The 15,815-nt window shown below is 54.4% G+C and carries 15 protein-coding genes; 10 read left to right on the top strand and 5 right to left on the bottom strand.

All coding sequences use genetic code 11. The annotated features are described in order from the left end of the window. Positions 1 to 522: 522 nt before the first annotated feature. On the bottom strand, positions 523 to 1,509 hold the full coding sequence (locus DYY88_RS22460; RefSeq protein ID WP_052288378.1) for a glycosyltransferase: 987 nt from the start codon (positions 1,507 to 1,509) through the stop codon (positions 523 to 525). 989 nt (positions 1,510 to 2,498) lie between these two features. On the opposite strand from DYY88_RS22460, the gene sfsA reads away from it, so the two are divergent. Next, on the top strand, positions 2,499 to 3,224 hold the full coding sequence (sfsA, locus tag DYY88_RS22465; RefSeq protein WP_039726607.1) for a DNA/RNA nuclease SfsA: 726 nt from the start codon (positions 2,499 to 2,501) through the stop codon (positions 3,222 to 3,224). 676 nt (positions 3,225 to 3,900) lie between these two features. After that, positions 3,901 to 4,083, top strand: coding sequence for a DUF2811 domain-containing protein (locus DYY88_RS22470; RefSeq protein ID WP_367889321.1), 183 nt, complete (start codon positions 3,901 to 3,903; stop codon positions 4,081 to 4,083). A gap of 140 nt (positions 4,084 to 4,223) precedes the next feature. Here the strand turns inward: DYY88_RS22470 and DYY88_RS22475 are convergent, their stop codons facing one another. Both DYY88_RS22475 and DYY88_RS22480 read right to left on the bottom strand, forming a co-directional pair. Beyond that, a complete protein-coding gene (locus tag DYY88_RS22475) occupies positions 4,224 to 5,153 on the bottom strand; it encodes an alkaline phosphatase family protein (protein WP_052288377.1) in 930 nt (309 codons plus the stop codon). A gap of 135 nt (positions 5,154 to 5,288) precedes the next feature. Next, positions 5,289 to 6,821, bottom strand: coding sequence for a DNA recombination protein RmuC (locus DYY88_RS22480; RefSeq protein WP_044151179.1), 1,533 nt, complete (start codon positions 6,819 to 6,821; stop codon positions 5,289 to 5,291). 211 nt (positions 6,822 to 7,032) lie between these two features. Here DYY88_RS22480 and DYY88_RS22485 point away from each other — a divergent pair, with 211 nt between their 5' ends. Beyond that, complete coding sequence (locus DYY88_RS22485; protein WP_039726606.1) at positions 7,033 to 7,275, top strand: type II toxin-antitoxin system Phd/YefM family antitoxin; 243 nt, start codon at positions 7,033 to 7,035, stop codon at positions 7,273 to 7,275. Further along, a complete protein-coding gene (locus DYY88_RS22490) occupies positions 7,272 to 7,538 on the top strand; it encodes a Txe/YoeB family addiction module toxin (protein WP_039726605.1) in 267 nt (88 codons plus the stop codon). The genes DYY88_RS22485 and DYY88_RS22490 overlap by 4 nt, the downstream gene beginning before the upstream one ends. Before the next feature lie 33 nt (positions 7,539 to 7,571). On the opposite strand, the gene DYY88_RS22495 is transcribed toward DYY88_RS22490, so the two are convergent. Further along, on the bottom strand, positions 7,572 to 8,429 hold the full coding sequence (locus DYY88_RS22495; protein WP_201278986.1) for an EamA family transporter: 858 nt from the start codon (positions 8,427 to 8,429) through the stop codon (positions 7,572 to 7,574). Between the two features lie 207 nt (positions 8,430 to 8,636). On the opposite strand from DYY88_RS22495, the gene DYY88_RS22500 reads away from it, so the two are divergent. The 6 genes from DYY88_RS22500 (at position 8,637) to lpxD (DYY88_RS22525) (ending at position 15,054) form a co-directional block, all read left to right on the top strand. Next, entirely contained in the window at positions 8,637 to 9,557 is a 921-nt protein-coding gene (locus DYY88_RS22500) for an alpha/beta fold hydrolase (RefSeq protein WP_039726604.1), read from the top strand. Positions 9,558 to 9,616: 59 nt separating this feature from the next. Then, positions 9,617 to 10,117, top strand: a complete 501-nt coding sequence (locus DYY88_RS22505; RefSeq protein WP_052456686.1) for a DUF3574 domain-containing protein — start codon at positions 9,617 to 9,619, stop codon at positions 10,115 to 10,117. Between the two features lie 238 nt (positions 10,118 to 10,355). Beyond that, positions 10,356 to 11,405 carry a biotin synthase BioB gene (gene bioB / locus DYY88_RS22510; RefSeq protein ID WP_044151178.1) on the top strand — a complete coding sequence of 350 codons (1,050 nt, stop codon included), beginning with the start codon at positions 10,356 to 10,358 and terminating at the stop codon, positions 11,403 to 11,405. Positions 11,406 to 11,495: 90 nt separating this feature from the next. Beyond that, complete coding sequence (rlmD, locus tag DYY88_RS22515) at positions 11,496 to 12,866, top strand: 23S rRNA (uracil(1939)-C(5))-methyltransferase RlmD (RefSeq protein WP_039726603.1); 1,371 nt, start codon at positions 11,496 to 11,498, stop codon at positions 12,864 to 12,866. Positions 12,867 to 12,891: 25 nt separating this feature from the next. Continuing rightward, positions 12,892 to 13,965 (top strand): UDP-3-O-(3-hydroxymyristoyl)glucosamine N-acyltransferase, encoded by a 1,074-nt coding sequence (lpxD, locus tag DYY88_RS22520; RefSeq protein ID WP_039726602.1) that lies wholly within the window; start codon positions 12,892 to 12,894, stop codon positions 13,963 to 13,965. A 45-nt stretch (positions 13,966 to 14,010) separates the two neighbouring features. After that, positions 14,011 to 15,054: a UDP-3-O-(3-hydroxymyristoyl)glucosamine N-acyltransferase gene (lpxD, locus tag DYY88_RS22525; protein WP_039726601.1), complete on the top strand. Its 1,044-nt coding sequence runs from the start codon at positions 14,011 to 14,013 to the stop codon at positions 15,052 to 15,054. A gap of 150 nt (positions 15,055 to 15,204) precedes the next feature. Here lpxD (DYY88_RS22525) and DYY88_RS22530 read toward each other — a convergent pair whose 3' ends face one another. Beyond that, complete coding sequence (locus DYY88_RS22530; protein ID WP_039726600.1) at positions 15,205 to 15,594, bottom strand: response regulator; 390 nt, start codon at positions 15,592 to 15,594, stop codon at positions 15,205 to 15,207. Positions 15,595 to 15,815 lie beyond the last annotated feature (221 nt).

Consider the following 15,815-nt stretch of genomic DNA (forward strand, 5'->3'; position numbering starts at 1 on the left):
ACACGAGCTGAACGGAGTCGAAGTTGGTATTTGTAACGGTAGTCGAGAGCATCGGGATCAATAACGCCATCTCCACCACACTTTGGGTGAGTAGGGCGATCGCGCTAAAAACCAACCTGAGTTTGACATCGTTGACAATTCACTGACGTTGTTGCTTCTAAGCACAAGTCAATCCAGCATAACTACGCCAATGCTTCGGATTGGAGCAACAACGTCAATGACCAAAATTAAACCTCATCCAGATTCAGCAGGGAGGTTTTCCCGAATATGCAAAACTCCAGTTTTCAAATTGGACTTGGTTTAATAAATAACTCTCTTGAGAAACCATGACCAGCCTCCGTAGGGTAGTCAGAGACTCTGCCGTAGCGCACGTGGGTAATCTTAAAGGTCAGATGCGACAACAATTCGTCAGTCGGATCGATCATCCAGATAAGTCAAAAATTTTAGCCAACCACGCCTTAAATTTGGCACTTTGAAGGCAGTCGCTTGCGATACCTGGCGAGTGAGTGATTGCAGTTCCGTCTAATCCAGCCTTGCCTTCGGGTCTTGATTGACCGCACCTTCTGCCTGTCCACTGTTGCCAAACTTAGCCGCGAACCAGTCTTGTATATCTGGCAACACCATAAACTCAATACAGCCTTGCGATTGCCCTAATCGAATGGCAAAACCTGTAATAAGTGCAAATAATCCGGCTCTGCTCCGAACTTTTATGATTTCTAGAGGCAAAGACCACCAACCGCCAAAAACGTAACTTATTTTCTTTCTGAGACTTGTAGGTGGCCCGTACTTTCTAGGAATTAACATAACCCATTTTCCCCAATCACGAAATTGGGAAAAAGTGTCACGCAGACTCAATCTATACCGATATTCCACAATAGCCTGAGGTGCAAAATGCAGCTTATAGCCTTTGAGCTGCGCTCGAATACAGTAATCGCCATCCTGATATCTCAGAAATTCTTCATCAAATCCACCAATATCCTGGTGAATCGATTTTAGGATTCCCATATTGCATGTTCCTCCATTTCTAAAATATCCTCCATCCTTAGGGAATGGCGGGAAATAGTGATCCGATAAATCGCTGGCGTGAAATAGTTCGTCACCGACTCTTACTCCGATCGGTTCTTGAATACGCCATCCAGGGTTCAAAGCAGCAATGCTCATGGGGCCACAAACAAATCCATGCTGCTCGATTGCCGCCGCAATTTCAGCGATCCAGTTATCGCGCACAATATCATCGGCGTCGCAAAAGGCGATCATGCTTGCTTGGGCTACCTCAACTCCTTTATTTCTAGCGTATGAGGCCCCCTTACGTTGAGATGCGTCAATAATTTTCAGATTCGCAATTTTTGAAGAAAAACTCTCAACTATTGCCTGAGTCTGATCTTTAGAACCATTGTTGGCGACGATCAATTCCCACGGCTCATCCCAAGTTTGTCGGGCAAGTGCTTCTAATTGCTCGCTGATGGTGTCTTCCGCATTGTAGACGGCAAGAACGACCGAAAGTTTCATACCTTATCCTAGTAAAACTACCCTGCTTCAAGTTCTTATTGACTATGTTTGAATACCTGATGGCTATACAAGGTTGATCTGCTTTAAACTCAAAGCTCAAATCATGGGAAAAAATTATTTTAGACAAATTCCAGACTAGATTTCACAAAAACAGACAAGTTATTGATGGACTGATTCAGCGCCTTGATATCCGTTTTCGACAACATCCAACCTGGCCAATACCGATACTTTATTACATAAATTTGGAACTTACATTTCAGCTAACCGGGTGTGGTTGGCACTGTTAAATATCATCATCATGGATAGCACGTGAGCTTTTCACACTGAGACAAAACGTCCGGCTTATCATAGCAAGTTGGTTGCTGTTTTCCAATTCAGAGAGAATTTAAGAGCTAGCTTGAAGCTTTGAGCGCGATCGCCATACCATGAGCAGAACGATGCACTACAAAGATGCATCGATCTAATGTAACGGAGTTTGTGGAGTAGACATGGCTGTCGATGTGACAAACCAGCAAGCTGCATAGTGCCTGCAAGTGGCAATTTTCAGACAATTTCCGGTGATCACACAGCCTGAAACTGGGAGCATGAAGATTTCGTCATTCGCCCCAGCGACCCAACGAGGCTTGAGTCAACCAAGGCCAGTGAGCCACTCTGACCTGTCTCAATTTATGCCACCTGACAAAACCTGGGGGATGGGACCGAGGCTCATGAGTCAGGGTCACCATTCTGCAACACAATATTTGTCGACCCAATTTCGATGGCATGCATAAGTGACGAGAGACGAAGCGCACAGACTCATGAGATTCTGATAGGCGGGGGACAGGGTGAGCCCGGATCACATGCGCCCTACTGGATGAGTTGTCAATGTCTCAGCATGTCTCCATCCCAACGATGGGAGGATGGATGCGCCCGCAGGGCCGCCACTGGCTTTGCTGAGGCAGGCACGCTCCCCTAGCTACAGCACACCAGAACTTAATATCGTCACGCTAATGTCATCGAATTGGTCTTATGCTTTTCCGCCACTTTATCCAGGCAAGTTACTCAAGCGCTACAAACGATTCCTGGCTGATATTGAATTAGAGAGCGGCGAAATCATTACTGCTCACTGCCCCAATACTGGCCCGATGACGGGCGTTTGCCACGTGGGGAGCCGGGTCATGGTGTCGCGAAGTGATAATCCCAAACGCAAGCTAGCCTACACCTGGGAACTGACTGAGGTGCAGGACAATGAACCTACCTGGGTGGGGACGAATACGGCTTTGCCTAATCGCGTGATCAAATCAGCCTTAGAAGCTCACTTGTTTGCTGAGCTGGGTGACTACGGCAAGGTGCGGTCAGAAGTGAAATATGGCACGGACGGTAAAAGTCGCATCGATTTTTTGCTGGAAGGTGAGGGCGATCGCCCCATCTACGTTGAGGTCAAAAACACAACTTGGGCAAAAGAACGGTTGGCTTTATTTCCGGATACCGTCACGACCCGTGGACAAAAGCATCTGCGAGAGATGACTCAGCTGCTGCCTGATGCGCGATCGGTCATGCTGTATTTCATCAATCGTGGTGACTGCACAGAATTTGCCCCAGGCGACGATGCGGATCCAGAGTATGGTCAGCTGCTGCGACAAGCTTATGCTGCGGGCCTGGAAATTTTGCCGTGCCGATTTGAGATCACCCCTGACAAAATTCAATACCTTGGATTGGCTAAACTCGCTTTATAACAGGGTTCCAGGCAGAATTCTGGATCCGTGCTCACAGCAGTGCAGCCAGCGATCGCCCCCCGCATCAACAAAACTTTACATTGTTTTTTTTTTGGCCAGCGAGCTCAAAAAAATTGACAGCAGGGAGATTGGCAACATGATTTCCACAATAAAAACTGACTTTTCCCCAGAATGGACTATTTTTCCACAAGCCGTCTTCCGGCATCCTTGAGTTCAGTCGACGGCTTGGCGAAATCCCCTAAAGTTTTCCACAACCTTGTTCGGCATGAACAGCAGTTTGATCCCGCTCAAAATTCTTCAAAAAACTGAGCAAAGTCGCTTGACTTGGTAAACCTTAAGAAAAACAAAAGCTCCAGCAATACAAATGTTTCGTTGACACTCCTACCCCCTCTTGGCGCACAATGTAGCGACTAGCAAATACACGCCTGGCAGTTCACCTACATTGCAGAGATACCTGGGCTCTCTGAGTGGGTTGAGATCGATAGTTTGATGATGCAGCTCGAAGAATTCGAGAAGGATTCTAGGAGTGCATTGCAAAAGTTTTTTGGGACATCTACAACACAGGTTAATGACAGCGATCGTCTTTCGCTGTTCAAATAGTGCTAGCAAATTTTTCGTTTTCAAGAAATACTTGTTTTTGATAATTAGGAGTTATAAGATGTATCGTCGCGTTAGTATGCTTTCCGAAATACCCGAAGATTTGCACAACTCCTTAGCTGTTTTCCTGGAAAAGCATCCAGACTGGGATCAGGATCGTGTATTTTCAGCAGCTATTTCTCTGTTCCTGTTACAGAATGGCAGACGTGATAGCGCAACTTCACGCACATATCTGGACACTTTATTTGACACTGCAGCGTGATTACGTCTTCAGATCAATGATCGTGCTCTCAGTATTTTTAACGCCCAAATCAATGTGCTGGTAATACTGAGAGTCGAGTCAGATTGCCGACAACATGCTTATGCTAATTATTAGATGCTCTGATGTCAGAGAATGGCGGATTACTCAGCTGGAGTTTTGAGAGATTGCAAGATTACAGCGGCGATACCAGTTAGGTCTTTGACGGGATAAAAATGCTGTGCCTGGGTACCGATCGCGATCAAAGGGACTGGATTCAGCGTATGTCGTTTAGTGGATATATCTTCGACGTTGCCGTGGTCACTGGAGATGATCAGGGTGACGTTCGAAGGCAGGTTTTCCACAATGTTTTCCACAAACTGATCGACCCGATTGAGGACGGCGATCGCTGCAACTTTATCCTGTCGATGTCCCGCATAGTCCGGCAAAAAACATTCAAAGAGCGTGAAGGTATGATGCGCTCCCAAACGAGCCAATCGCTGTCCCGCTTCCTGGGCCGAGATCGCCGGGGCGGCAACACCACGGGCATGGGCCAGGTCTCCGGTGATGTCCCAAAAAATGGCCTGCCCCTGCTCATACTCGCTTTGCATGCGAAAGGGGAGCTGGGCGGTGAGATTTACCAGAGTCCCGACGGCATAGCGAATACGACGTTGAGCGATCGCTTCAAAATAGGCGGGAGAGTACAGGTTTGCTAGAGTCGCGGTGCCGCCTAACTCCATCACCTGCCGGAATAAACTGTGGGCGGCAATCACCTGGCGCAGGGAACCATTGGCAAAGCCAGACTGGTGTCGTCCCCGAAACTGGGCGGCATTAATGCCTGTGTAAAGAGTCGTTTGGCCTGTGGCACTTTGCGGCAAGCCAGGAATCCCTAAGCAGGCGTCGATGGGGGTTGCGGATACAGACGGTTGAGCCACGGACAAACCGCGCACTAGCGGCCCCCCGAGCAACTGGCTCAGAAAAGGGGTGTGCTCGGGGTGGGCTAGGGGATTATCCGGATGGCGATCGCCCAACCCCACCCCATCCAAAAACAGCAGGATGAATTGGGGGCGATCGCGCGGCAGCGAAAACATCATAGGCTCTCGGCGTCTCGATGCGATGGGCGGCAAATGCCCCCATCAATAGCTCATCGGTGGCTGGCCTCCAGGCATCATGGGCGTTGTGCAAATAGAATTTCGAGTCTAGCAGGCAAGTGCTGCGGCTTGGCCTAGTCAACCATCTTCATCGGGGGCAGTCGAGATAGTTTGGGCCAGCGATCGCGGCGTCTTGTCCAGTGTCTCGACGGATTCTAGTTCGTCGCCAGCGGCGGCACCCAAGTCTTTGAACTTGCGGGCGGTGACCAGCACTCGCGACTCCAGGGAACCGACGACTTTATTGAAGGCATCCACACTGCTGTCTAGCCCTCGGCGTAGTTTCGCCACATGGGTAATCAGGGTTTGGGTGCGATCGTACATTTCCTTGCCCAGATTGCTGATTTGCTGGGCATTTTCGGCGAGTTTCTCTTGTCGCCAGCCATAGGCCACCGCTTTCAGCAAAGCAATCAGCGTGGTGGGGGTAGCGAGAATCACCCGCTGATCGACGCCAAATTCGATCAGCCCTGGATCTTGTTCGAGCGCCGCGCTGAAGAAGGTTTCCCCTGGCAAAAAGAGCACCACAAATTCCGGCACGGTTTGAAACTGATCCCAATAGCTTTTGCTGCCGAGTTGGGTCAGGTGGGTGCGAATCTGACGAGCGTGGTGTTGCAGGCGATCGCGTTTGGCGGCCCCGTCCGTCACCTCCAGCGCTTCCAGGTAAGCCTGCAACGGCGCTTTGGAATCCACAATAATGTGACGCTGATTCGGCAATTGGATGACCATATCGGGCCGCAGCCGACCGTTTTCGGTCTCCACCGACGCCTGCTGATAAAAGTCGCAGTATTCCACCATGCCCGCCATCTCCACCACCCGCTGCAGCTGAATTTCGCCCCAGCGACCGCGCACCGTGGGCGATCGCAGCGCTTTCACCAAATTGGCGGTTTCGCCCTGGAGCTGAGTTTGGGCCACCGCCAGAGACTTCACCTGTTCCGTCAGCGTGCTGTAGGCGGCAGTGCGGGCAGTTTCCAGTTCCTTGAGGTGGGTGCTGACCTGCTGGAGCGAGCTGTGGAGCGGACTCACCAGGGCCGCAATCGCCGCTTGCCGCTGCCCCAAGTCCCCCTGCGCCTGACTCTGAAACTTGGCGAGCAACGTTTCCGCCAACTGCATGAAGGATTGCGAATTTTGCTGGAGGGCTTCGGCAGACAAGGCTTTGAAGGTATCACCTAAGCGCTGCTGCGCTTGATCAAGCAGGGCTTGCTTTTCTTGAGACAACGCCTGCTCTTGCTGGAGTCGGGATTGGACTTCGGCCAGGTGCGATCGCGCCGTGACGTATTGCCCCTGAAGCTGCTGGAGTTGCGTCTCGCGTTCCAGAAGCTGCTGTTTAATTTGCACAACTTGCTCTAGCTGGGCTTCGGCAGTGGCCCGTTGAGTCGCTTCCTGTTGCCAGCTGCGCTGCACCGCGTCTAGCTGACGTTCCCGGTCTTGCAGCCGAGTTTGCAAATCCTGAATTTGGCGGTCTTGCTGTTGTAGCCGCTCGTAGGTGCTGGCGCGATCGGCGACAACGTCGGCCTTGGCTTGGGCACGAATCGCCTGGATGCGCGTTTGCCACCAGAGAGCCGCGATCGCCCCGCCCACAACCAGTCCCACCAGTCCCCATAGCAAGTCCTGCACTGCCTACTTCCCAGAATCCAGTGCCCCCAAGGTAACAACATTTGTACTAATTCTCAACGAGCGGGGAGATCGCGACCGAACCTGCCTAATTTGGCAAAGTCGTATGCGATTGCGGCACTGATGCCAGCAAATCAACCACAAGCTGATGGAAGCTGACGGGTTCTTTGCCGCAAACATTACAATGGGAGCACTTGAACGGGTAAAAAGTACGATGTCTCCACTGCCAATTGATGAGGCGCAAACCCAACTGCAGCAGCTCATTGACGCTGTGAGTCAGTCACATCAACCAGTGGTCATTACAGGCGCGAGTGGCAACGCAGTACTCTTGTCCGAAGAAGATTGGGCCAGCATTCAAGAGACGCTATACCTGCTATCAGTACCCGGTATGCGCGAGTCGATTAAAGCGGGGATGGCGACCCCCCTCGAAGACTGTGACGGAGCGTTGGACTGGTGAACTGGCAACTGGTCTACACCAAACAAGCGCAAAAAGATGCGAAGAAACTTGCTGCCAGCAATTTGAAGAAAAAGGCCCAGGGATTACTCGATATCTTGGCCGAGAATCCTTTTCAAACTCCGCCCCCCTACGAAAAACTGGTGGGTGATTTGGCTGGAGCCTATTCGCGACGCATCAACATCCAGCATCGACTGGTTTATCAAGTGCTGGAATCCGAGCGAACGATCAAAATTATTCGCATGTGGACTCATTACGATATTTAGTCCACCACTGCCGCTGGGGAGTACAGCCCCGATTTACTGGGCGCTTCTGGAATGGAGAGTGGAGCCCACGCTGGCTAAGCTCACCAGGGCGATCGCGACCACCATTCGGAAGCTCAACTGCTCGCCCAAAATGATCAAGCCAATACAGGAGGCGACAGCTGGTTCCACACTCATCAAGACCCCAAAGACCTTGACGGGCAACTGGCGCAACGCGGCCATTTCGAGGGAGTAGGGGAGCGCTGAGGACAAAATCGCCACCAGCAAGCCCATCATCAACACGTAGGGATTCAGCAGATTCGTCCCTTCTGCCACGATGCCAAAGGGCACGATCGCGATCGCCCCCGCCGTCATCGCCATGGCTACCCCTTCCGTTCCCGGAAACACCTTGCCCACTCTGGCGGATAGCAGAATGTAAGCCGCCCAGCAACCGCCTGCCATTAATGCCAGGCAGACGCCAAGGGGATGCAAGGTGCCGCCGAATGGAGCTAGCAGCATCACTCCCGCTGCCGCCATGGCCACCCACATCCAGTCAGCCCCGCGCCGCGAATGGGCTAACGCGACCCCCAGCGGCCCCACAAACTCTAGGGTGACAGCCACGCCAATGGGAATGTAGGAAATCGCGTGATACAAAGCGGCATTCATGACCCCCATGGAAAGGCCGAGTAAGCCCAGCAGTCGATAATCTTGCCAGGAATGGTGTCGCCACCGGGGCCGAAAGAGCACCACTAGCACTAACGCCCCCAGTCCCAAGCGCAAGCTCACCATGCCAAAGGGACTGACCTGATCAAAGAGTCCTTTGGCGATCGCGGCCCCAGAGTGAATCGACGCCATCGCCAGAAACAGCATCAAAATGGGCGATCGCCAGTTTTGTTGAGTCGTCAGTTGAGCCACACAGTCCTCCGCAAATCAGGTTGAGGCGTCTCTGCACAGTACCGCACCCCTTCCGGCACATCTAGCAATGGCCCCTATAGCGCCCATGAGCAGCTTTCATAATGCGCGATCGCGGTGGCGATTTCGCCTGCAGCAACCCGCATAGCCACACTGTAAACTTATCTAAAGGCGCAGCTGGCGCTCATGATTCCTCAGAGGTTGCTGTTCATGTCTGTTGCGACTGCTGTCACCATCACCGATTGCACCTGGCCCTGGCAGGGGTTTCCCATCCGCTATCAAAAAGCGGGGACAACGGGTGCGCCGATGGTGCTGATCCACGGGTTTGGGGCCTCTAGTGACCACTGGCGCAAAAATATTCCTGAGTTGGCAGCGACGAACCGGGTGTACGCGATCGACCTCATCGGCTTTGGCAAATCGGTGAAGCCCTATCCCGGCGATCCCGTCCCCTATACCTTCGAAACCTGGGGCCAATTGGTGGTGGATTTTTGTCGCGAGGTCATTGGTGAACCCGCCTTTTTGGTTGGCAACTCCATTGGCTGTGTGGTGGCGCTGCAAGCGGCAACCATGGCTCCCGACCAAGCGCGGGGCGTGGCAATGCTCGACTGCTCTCTACGGCTGCTGCACGATCGCAAACGCGCCACCCTGCCCTGGTATCGCAGCGCCCCCACGCCTCTGTTTCAAGGCCTGCTGGGATTTCGCCCCTTTGGCCACTTTTTCTTTTCCCGACTGGCGCGCCCCAAGTTTGTGCGCAATGTGTTGAAACAGGCCTACGGTCGCGAAGAGGCTGTCACCGACGAACTGATCAACTTCTTGATTGGACCGTCGAAGGACGAAGGCGCAGCGGATGTCTTTCTTTCGTTTGTCCGCTATTCCCAGGGACCGCTGGCAGAAGATTTGCTGCCGCAAATGCAATGCCCAGTATTGGTCATTTGGGGCAATGCTGACCCCTGGGAACCGATTGAACTCGGTCGCGCCTACGCCGATTATCCCGCCGTCGAAGACTTCATCGAGTTAGACGGCGTCGGGCATTGCCCCCAGGATGAGGCTCCCGAACTGGTCAATCCACTGCTGCGGGATTGGGTCGCCAAGCATACGGCGAGTGAGGCTGCAATAGCCGAATCCCACTGAAGCGATCGCCAAAGTCTCGTGCCACAATCGACGTGCGTCGTTGTTGTGGACAGATCATGATGAGTTTCATCTCCTATCGGCTGAAAGCTAGGCTGCGTCACGGTCTGTTGGCAGCGATCGCGATGGCATTGACGACCTCGGGGGGAGCGGCGATCGCGCAAGTCCCCGACCTGATTGAAAACAACCTGCTGGCTGAACTGATTCAGGTGGATTTGTACTTAGGCCGCCAAATGCCTGAGGGCGAAACCATTTCAGACGAAGACTTTGAAACCTTCATCGACACGGAAATCACCCCGCGCTTTCCCGATGGGCTGACTGTCTGGAACGCCAGCGGTCGCTATCAAAACGCCAGCGGCACCCTCATTGCCGAACCGTCCAACGTCGTCCGGCTCGTCTTCCTCGACACCCAAGCCAACGAAGCCGCCCTGATGGAGGTCATTCAGGCTTACATTACCCAGTTTGAGCAAGAAACCGTGATGGTGTTGGTTGACGAAGATGTGACGGTGGAATTTGTGCCCGCGATCGAAGCCACCCCTGTGCCTGCCATCTTCACCGAATAATGGCCCCGCGCCCCTCCCCAAAAACCGAGAACGCGCTAGGGGACGGGTCCCTATCGGTTCAATCAGGATAGTCAGAAATCGTCCAAGGGACCCGTCCCCTGAGAGAGCAATTTTCAGAACAACGGCGTCCCCCCGCAAAATCGCCTCACCCCCAGCCAATCTCTCTTCATTACAATCTGTGGGTGGAAACGACGCCGCCGTATTAGCCTATAGTTTGGCCTGTTATCCATTGCGCGTTATGACTTCATTGCTGACTGCCCCCGATTGGAACCAGCTGGCGGATCAATCCCTCGCCGGAGAACTCATCAGTCGGGAAGCAGCGCATCAGGTGCTCTCTGCCCCCGACACCGAACTGCTGGCCCAACTTCATGCCGCCTATCGAGTGCGTCACCACTACTGGCAGAATCGGGTGCGGCTGCACTTTTTGCTGAATGCGCAAAGTGGCCTCTGTCCCGAAGATTGCCACTACTGCTCACAGTCAAAAATCTCCACCGCCGAAATCGACAAGTATCCCCTGATGGCGAAAGACCGGGTACTCGCCGCTGCCGAGCGCGCCCATACCCTCAAAGCCGGAACGTTTTGCATGGTAATTTCGGGGCGATCGCCCGCCGAACCCACCTTCAACCGTGTACTGGATTTGGTGCGCGAAGTCAAAGCCCAATACCCGATGAAAATCTGTGCCTGCCTGGGTTTGTTGGATGAAGATCAAGCCCAACGCCTTGCTGCGGCTGGGGTCGATCGCGTCAACCATAACCTCAATACCGCTGAGGCCAACCACGAAAATATTTGCACCACCCACACCTTTCAAGATCGCGTCGGCACTGTCGAAGCCGTCAAAGCTGCCGGACTGACCACCTGCTCCGGTGGCATTCTCGGCATGGGCGAGTCGGCTGACGACGTAATTGACCTGGCCCTGTCGCTGCGGCAACTCGACGTGACCAGCGTTCCCATGAATTTCTTGATTCCAATCCCCGGCACACCCTTCGTCGATCGCGGCGATCTGACGCCCCGCCAGTGTTTGCGGATGCTCTGCCTCTTCCGCCTGCTCTTGCCCAGCCAAGAAATTCGCATCGCTGGCGGCCGTGAAGTGCAGTTGCGATCGCTGCAACCCCTGGGCCTCTACGCCGCCAACTCCATCTTCATCGGCGACTACCTCACCACCCCCGGCCAAGCCGCCACCGCCGACTTCGAAATGATCCGCGATGCCGGATTCGTCCTCGAAGCCCCCGACGGCTCCGTCCTCCAAGGCGACCCCCTCGCCGAGTTACAAGCCCTCGCGATCGCCTAACCCCACCCACCTCACCCACTTCCCACCAACTCCACCCACTCCTCACACCCAACCACCCTGCTACCCAACTACTCCCCACTCCCCCCTCCCATGACCCAATGGCAACAAGGCACCACCCTCGAACTGGACATCACTGACCTCAGCAGCGAGGGCGACGGCGTGGGCCGCTGGGACAATCGCGTCGTCTTTGTACCCGACACCGTGCCCGGCGATCGCATCCAGGCACGGCTCACCTTCGTGAAACCCAAATTTGGGCGCGGGCAAGTATTGCAAGTGCTGGAGCCGTCGAGCGATCGCGTGCGTCCGGCCTGCATCGTGGCGGATAAGTGTGGCGGCTGTCAGTGGCAGCACGTTGCCTATGCCGCCCAACTTGCCGCCAAGCAGCAACAGGTGGTGGATGCTCTGGAACGCATCGGTCACTTTACCGACGTGTCCATCAGCCCCATCATGGCAGCGGACAATCCCCTGAGCTATCGCAACAAAGCCACCTATCCCCTGGGAATCTCGGCGGAAGGCAAGGTCAAGGCGGGCTACTATCGCAAGGGCTCCCACCAAATCGTTAACCTCAACCAGTGCCCGGTGCAGGACGATCGCCTCGACCCGCTCTTGGCTGAGGTGAAGCAAGATATTCAAGCGCGGGACTGGTCTATCTACGATGAAGAGACGCAGACCGGCGATCTGCGGCATTTGGCGCTGCGGGTCGGGCGGCGCACGGGACAGATTCTCCTCACACTGGTGAGTACGACGTGGGATTTGCCAGGTATCGAAGACCAGAGTGCCGACTGGAAAACCCGCTTTCCTGATCTGGCCGGGGTGTGCGTCAATCTCAATACCAAACCCGGCAACGCGATTTGGGGATCAGAAACCCGCTTCGTGGTAGGGGAGCCGTATTTAGAAGAACGCTTTGCCAACCTGACCTTGCACATTTACCCCAATGCCTTTTTCCAGGTGCATACCGAGCAAGCAGAGCGGCTGCTGCGGGTGATTTTGGACGAGCTGCAACTGCAAGGCACCGAAACCGTAGTGGATGCTTACTGTGGCATCGGCACCTTGACGCTGCCGATCGCTCAACGGGCGCAATATTGTCTGGGGTTGGAGGTGCAAACTGAAGCGGTAGAAATTGCGATCGAAAACGCGAAGCTAAATGGCATTGACAATGCCCATTTTGAAGCGGGCACGGTGGATAAACTGCTGCCCGAGGCGTCCCGATTTTTGCAAGATCAACCGCTCGATATTGTGGTGCTTGATCCGCCCCGCAAAGGCTGTAGCGATCGCGTCCTGAGTGGCCTTTTATCCTTACACCCCCAGCGCATCGTGTATATGAGCTGCAATCCAGCGACGCTGGCTCGCGATCTCAAACGTCTGCGAGACGAAGGGGGCTACCAGCTGCAGCGGGTGCAAGCGGCCGACTTTTTTCCGCAAACGGCCCATGTAGAGTGTGTCGCGTTTCTGGTAGCGTAAGAAGGCTTATCCTTGTCACACGGTCATGAAGTTCAGCGATATCGTCCAGCAGCTCGACTTAACGACGGAAAAGTCTAGCCTCAAACCCTTTCCGGAACGAGATCCAGAGATCACTGCGGTGACGCCTGTACAAGCGGGGACAGCTGGAACGATTAGCTACATCGAGGGCCAAAAGTTTCAAGCTTATGTGGCCACGACTGAGTCAAGTGCGCTGATTTTGCCCGAAGATCCAGAGATGCAGGCCCAGGCCAGCGATCGCGGTCTCGCTTGGGTCAGCATGGCCGAACCCCGTTGGGGCTTTGCCCAAGCCCTGGCGTTGTTTTATCAACCCTATCAACCTCATCCTGGCATTCACCCCACAGCGGTGATAGACGAGTCGGTGCAGCTGGGCAAAAACGTCACGATTGGGGCCCATGTCGTCATCCATCCCGACGCCGTAATTGGGGATGATGTGTGCATTCACGCCAATGTGGTGATTTATCCCCAGACGGCAATTGGCGATCGCACCGTGCTGCACGCCAACTGTGTGATTCATGAACATACCCAAATCGGTGCGGACTGCGTGGTGCATAGCGGCGCAGTGATCGGCTCCGAAGGCTTCGGTTTTATTTTGCGCGAGGGCCGCTGGGTCAAAATTCCCCAGTCCGGTCGCACCATTTTGGAAGCCGAGGTCGAAGTGGGCTGCAACACCACTATTGATCGCCCCTCCGTCGGCGAAACCCGCATCCAGGCCAATACCAAACTCGACAACCTGGTCCATATCGGCCATAACTGCCAGATTGGCCCCAGCTGTGTCATGGCCGCTCAAGTCGGCCTGGCGGGACAGGTGGAAACGGCAGATCACGTAATTTTGGGGGGGCAAGTCGGCGCGGCCAATCAAACTTCGATTGGGGCCAACGTTCAAGCTGGGGCCAAAGCGGGCCTGCACGGCAAGATCGCCCCCGGCAGCATTGTCATGGGCAATCCGGCCAGCCCCTACCGCACTTTTTTGAAATCCTCTGCCATCTACAATCGCCTACCCCAGATGCAGCACACCCTCAAGGAACTCCAACAGCAGGTGGCCACTCTACAACAGCAAATTGAAACCCTCAACCCTTAACTCTCAGGAACATTCGATTGTTCGCGCATCGCCAAGGACCCGGTCATGAAGTTCAGTGAATTCATTCAGCAATTAGCCGTTTCGGTGCCCAATCCCCAGGTGCATTTGGCCAATGATCCTGAGTTGACGGGGCTATCCGCGATCGAAGACTCCCAAGCGCACACTTTGAGCTATATCGAAGGGGAAAAGTACGCCCATCACGTGCTTACGACCCCAGCCTGTGCGCTGATTTTGCCGCGCCATGACGGCTTGCAAGCCCAGGCCAGCGATCGCCACTTGGCCTGGATTGCCGTTGACGAACCCCGAATCGCCCTCGCCCATGCGATTCGCTGCTTTTATCAGCCGGTCAGCCCCGAACCGGGCATTCATCCCTCGGCCCAGATTCATCCAACCGCTCACATCGGGACGGATGTCGCGATCGCGGCCAACGTGGTCATTGGTGCCCACGTCACCCTCGGCGAGGGCGTCGCCATCCATCCCAACGTCGTGGTGTATGCCGGGGCTCAAGTGGGCGATCGCACTGTGCTCCATGCCAACTGCGTCATTCACGAGCGCTCCGAAATCGGGCCGGATTGTGTGATTCACTCTGGCGCAGTGATCGGCTCCGAAGGCTTTGGCTTTGTGCCAGTCGCGGAAGGCTGGGTCAAAATGCCGCAATCGGGCCATGTGGTGCTGGCCTCCGGGGTCGAAGTCGGCTGCAATGCCACCATCGATCGCCCGGCCCTGGGCACCACGCAGGTAGGCCGCAACACCAAAATCGACAATCTGGTGCAAGTGGCCCACGGCTGCAAAATTGGCGACAACTGCGCGATCGCGGCCCAGACGGGCATGGCGGGGGGCGTCAAAATCGGCAATCGGGTCATTCTCGCGGGGCAGGTTGGCATCGTCGACCATGTAGAAGTTGGGGATGGCGCGATCGGGGCTGCCCAAGCTGGGATTCACAGCAACGTAAAACCAGGTGAAATTGTCACGGGCAGTCCTGCCCTGCCCCACAAAGTGTTTTTGAAAGCGTCAGCCGTCTTTCGGCGGTTGCCTGAAATGCACCGCACGCTCAAACAGCTGAGCCGCGACGCCGGGTTAAAAGAATGAGTTGAGACCGATCAAGGCCATGACTCATCCGCGCACGGGGATATCGTTAAGGAGATCTCTGGAACAGATTTTCCTGCTCGTAGGGTGTCATGAGCGCAGCCTAATGCACCACATATTGCCGGAGGTCTCCCTAACAACCGGGTGCTGTACTCAAGCAGCACGAGCCAGCAAACGGGTCAAGGCTTGTCGCAGTTCTTGTGCATCAAACGGCTTAGTCATGTAGCCCGAAGCCCCCGCTGATTTTGCTTCCGCGCGATCGGCAGCGGAGCGATGCGAGGTCAGCATCATAATCGGCAGCTTTTGGAACCGGGGAACGCTCCGCACCGTGCGACACAGTTCAAACCCATCAATGCCGGGCATGGTGATATCGAGCAACAGAGCCGAGATCGGCTGATGATAAATCACTGACAGCGCCTCAACCGCATTATCAGCCACCAAAACTTTGAAATCGCTATCTAGCGCCCGCTGCACCATTTGCTGAATAATCAGGCTATCATCCACCGCGAGCGCAATGGGTTTATTCGTAGCTGCAGCTGTCATATCAACCCCTTGAGCAAACGATCACTCACCCTTAGGACCATCCGTATGTCTGTGGTTCTAAAGTACCCGTTAATAACAGGGGAAATGAGCCCCGATATTTTTTGTTACTCATTCCGGATAGACATAGCTAATGCAACGTCAACGCAAAGAATTAGGGTAGTCAATACTGTTGTAGAAGATGAAACTGAGACGATGAAAGCCTTACCCCATGCCCAAGAAAT

The organism is Leptolyngbya iicbica LK (assembly GCF_004212215.1).
Classification (GTDB): domain Bacteria; phylum Cyanobacteriota; class Cyanobacteriia; order Phormidesmidales; family Phormidesmidaceae; genus Halomicronema; species Halomicronema iicbica.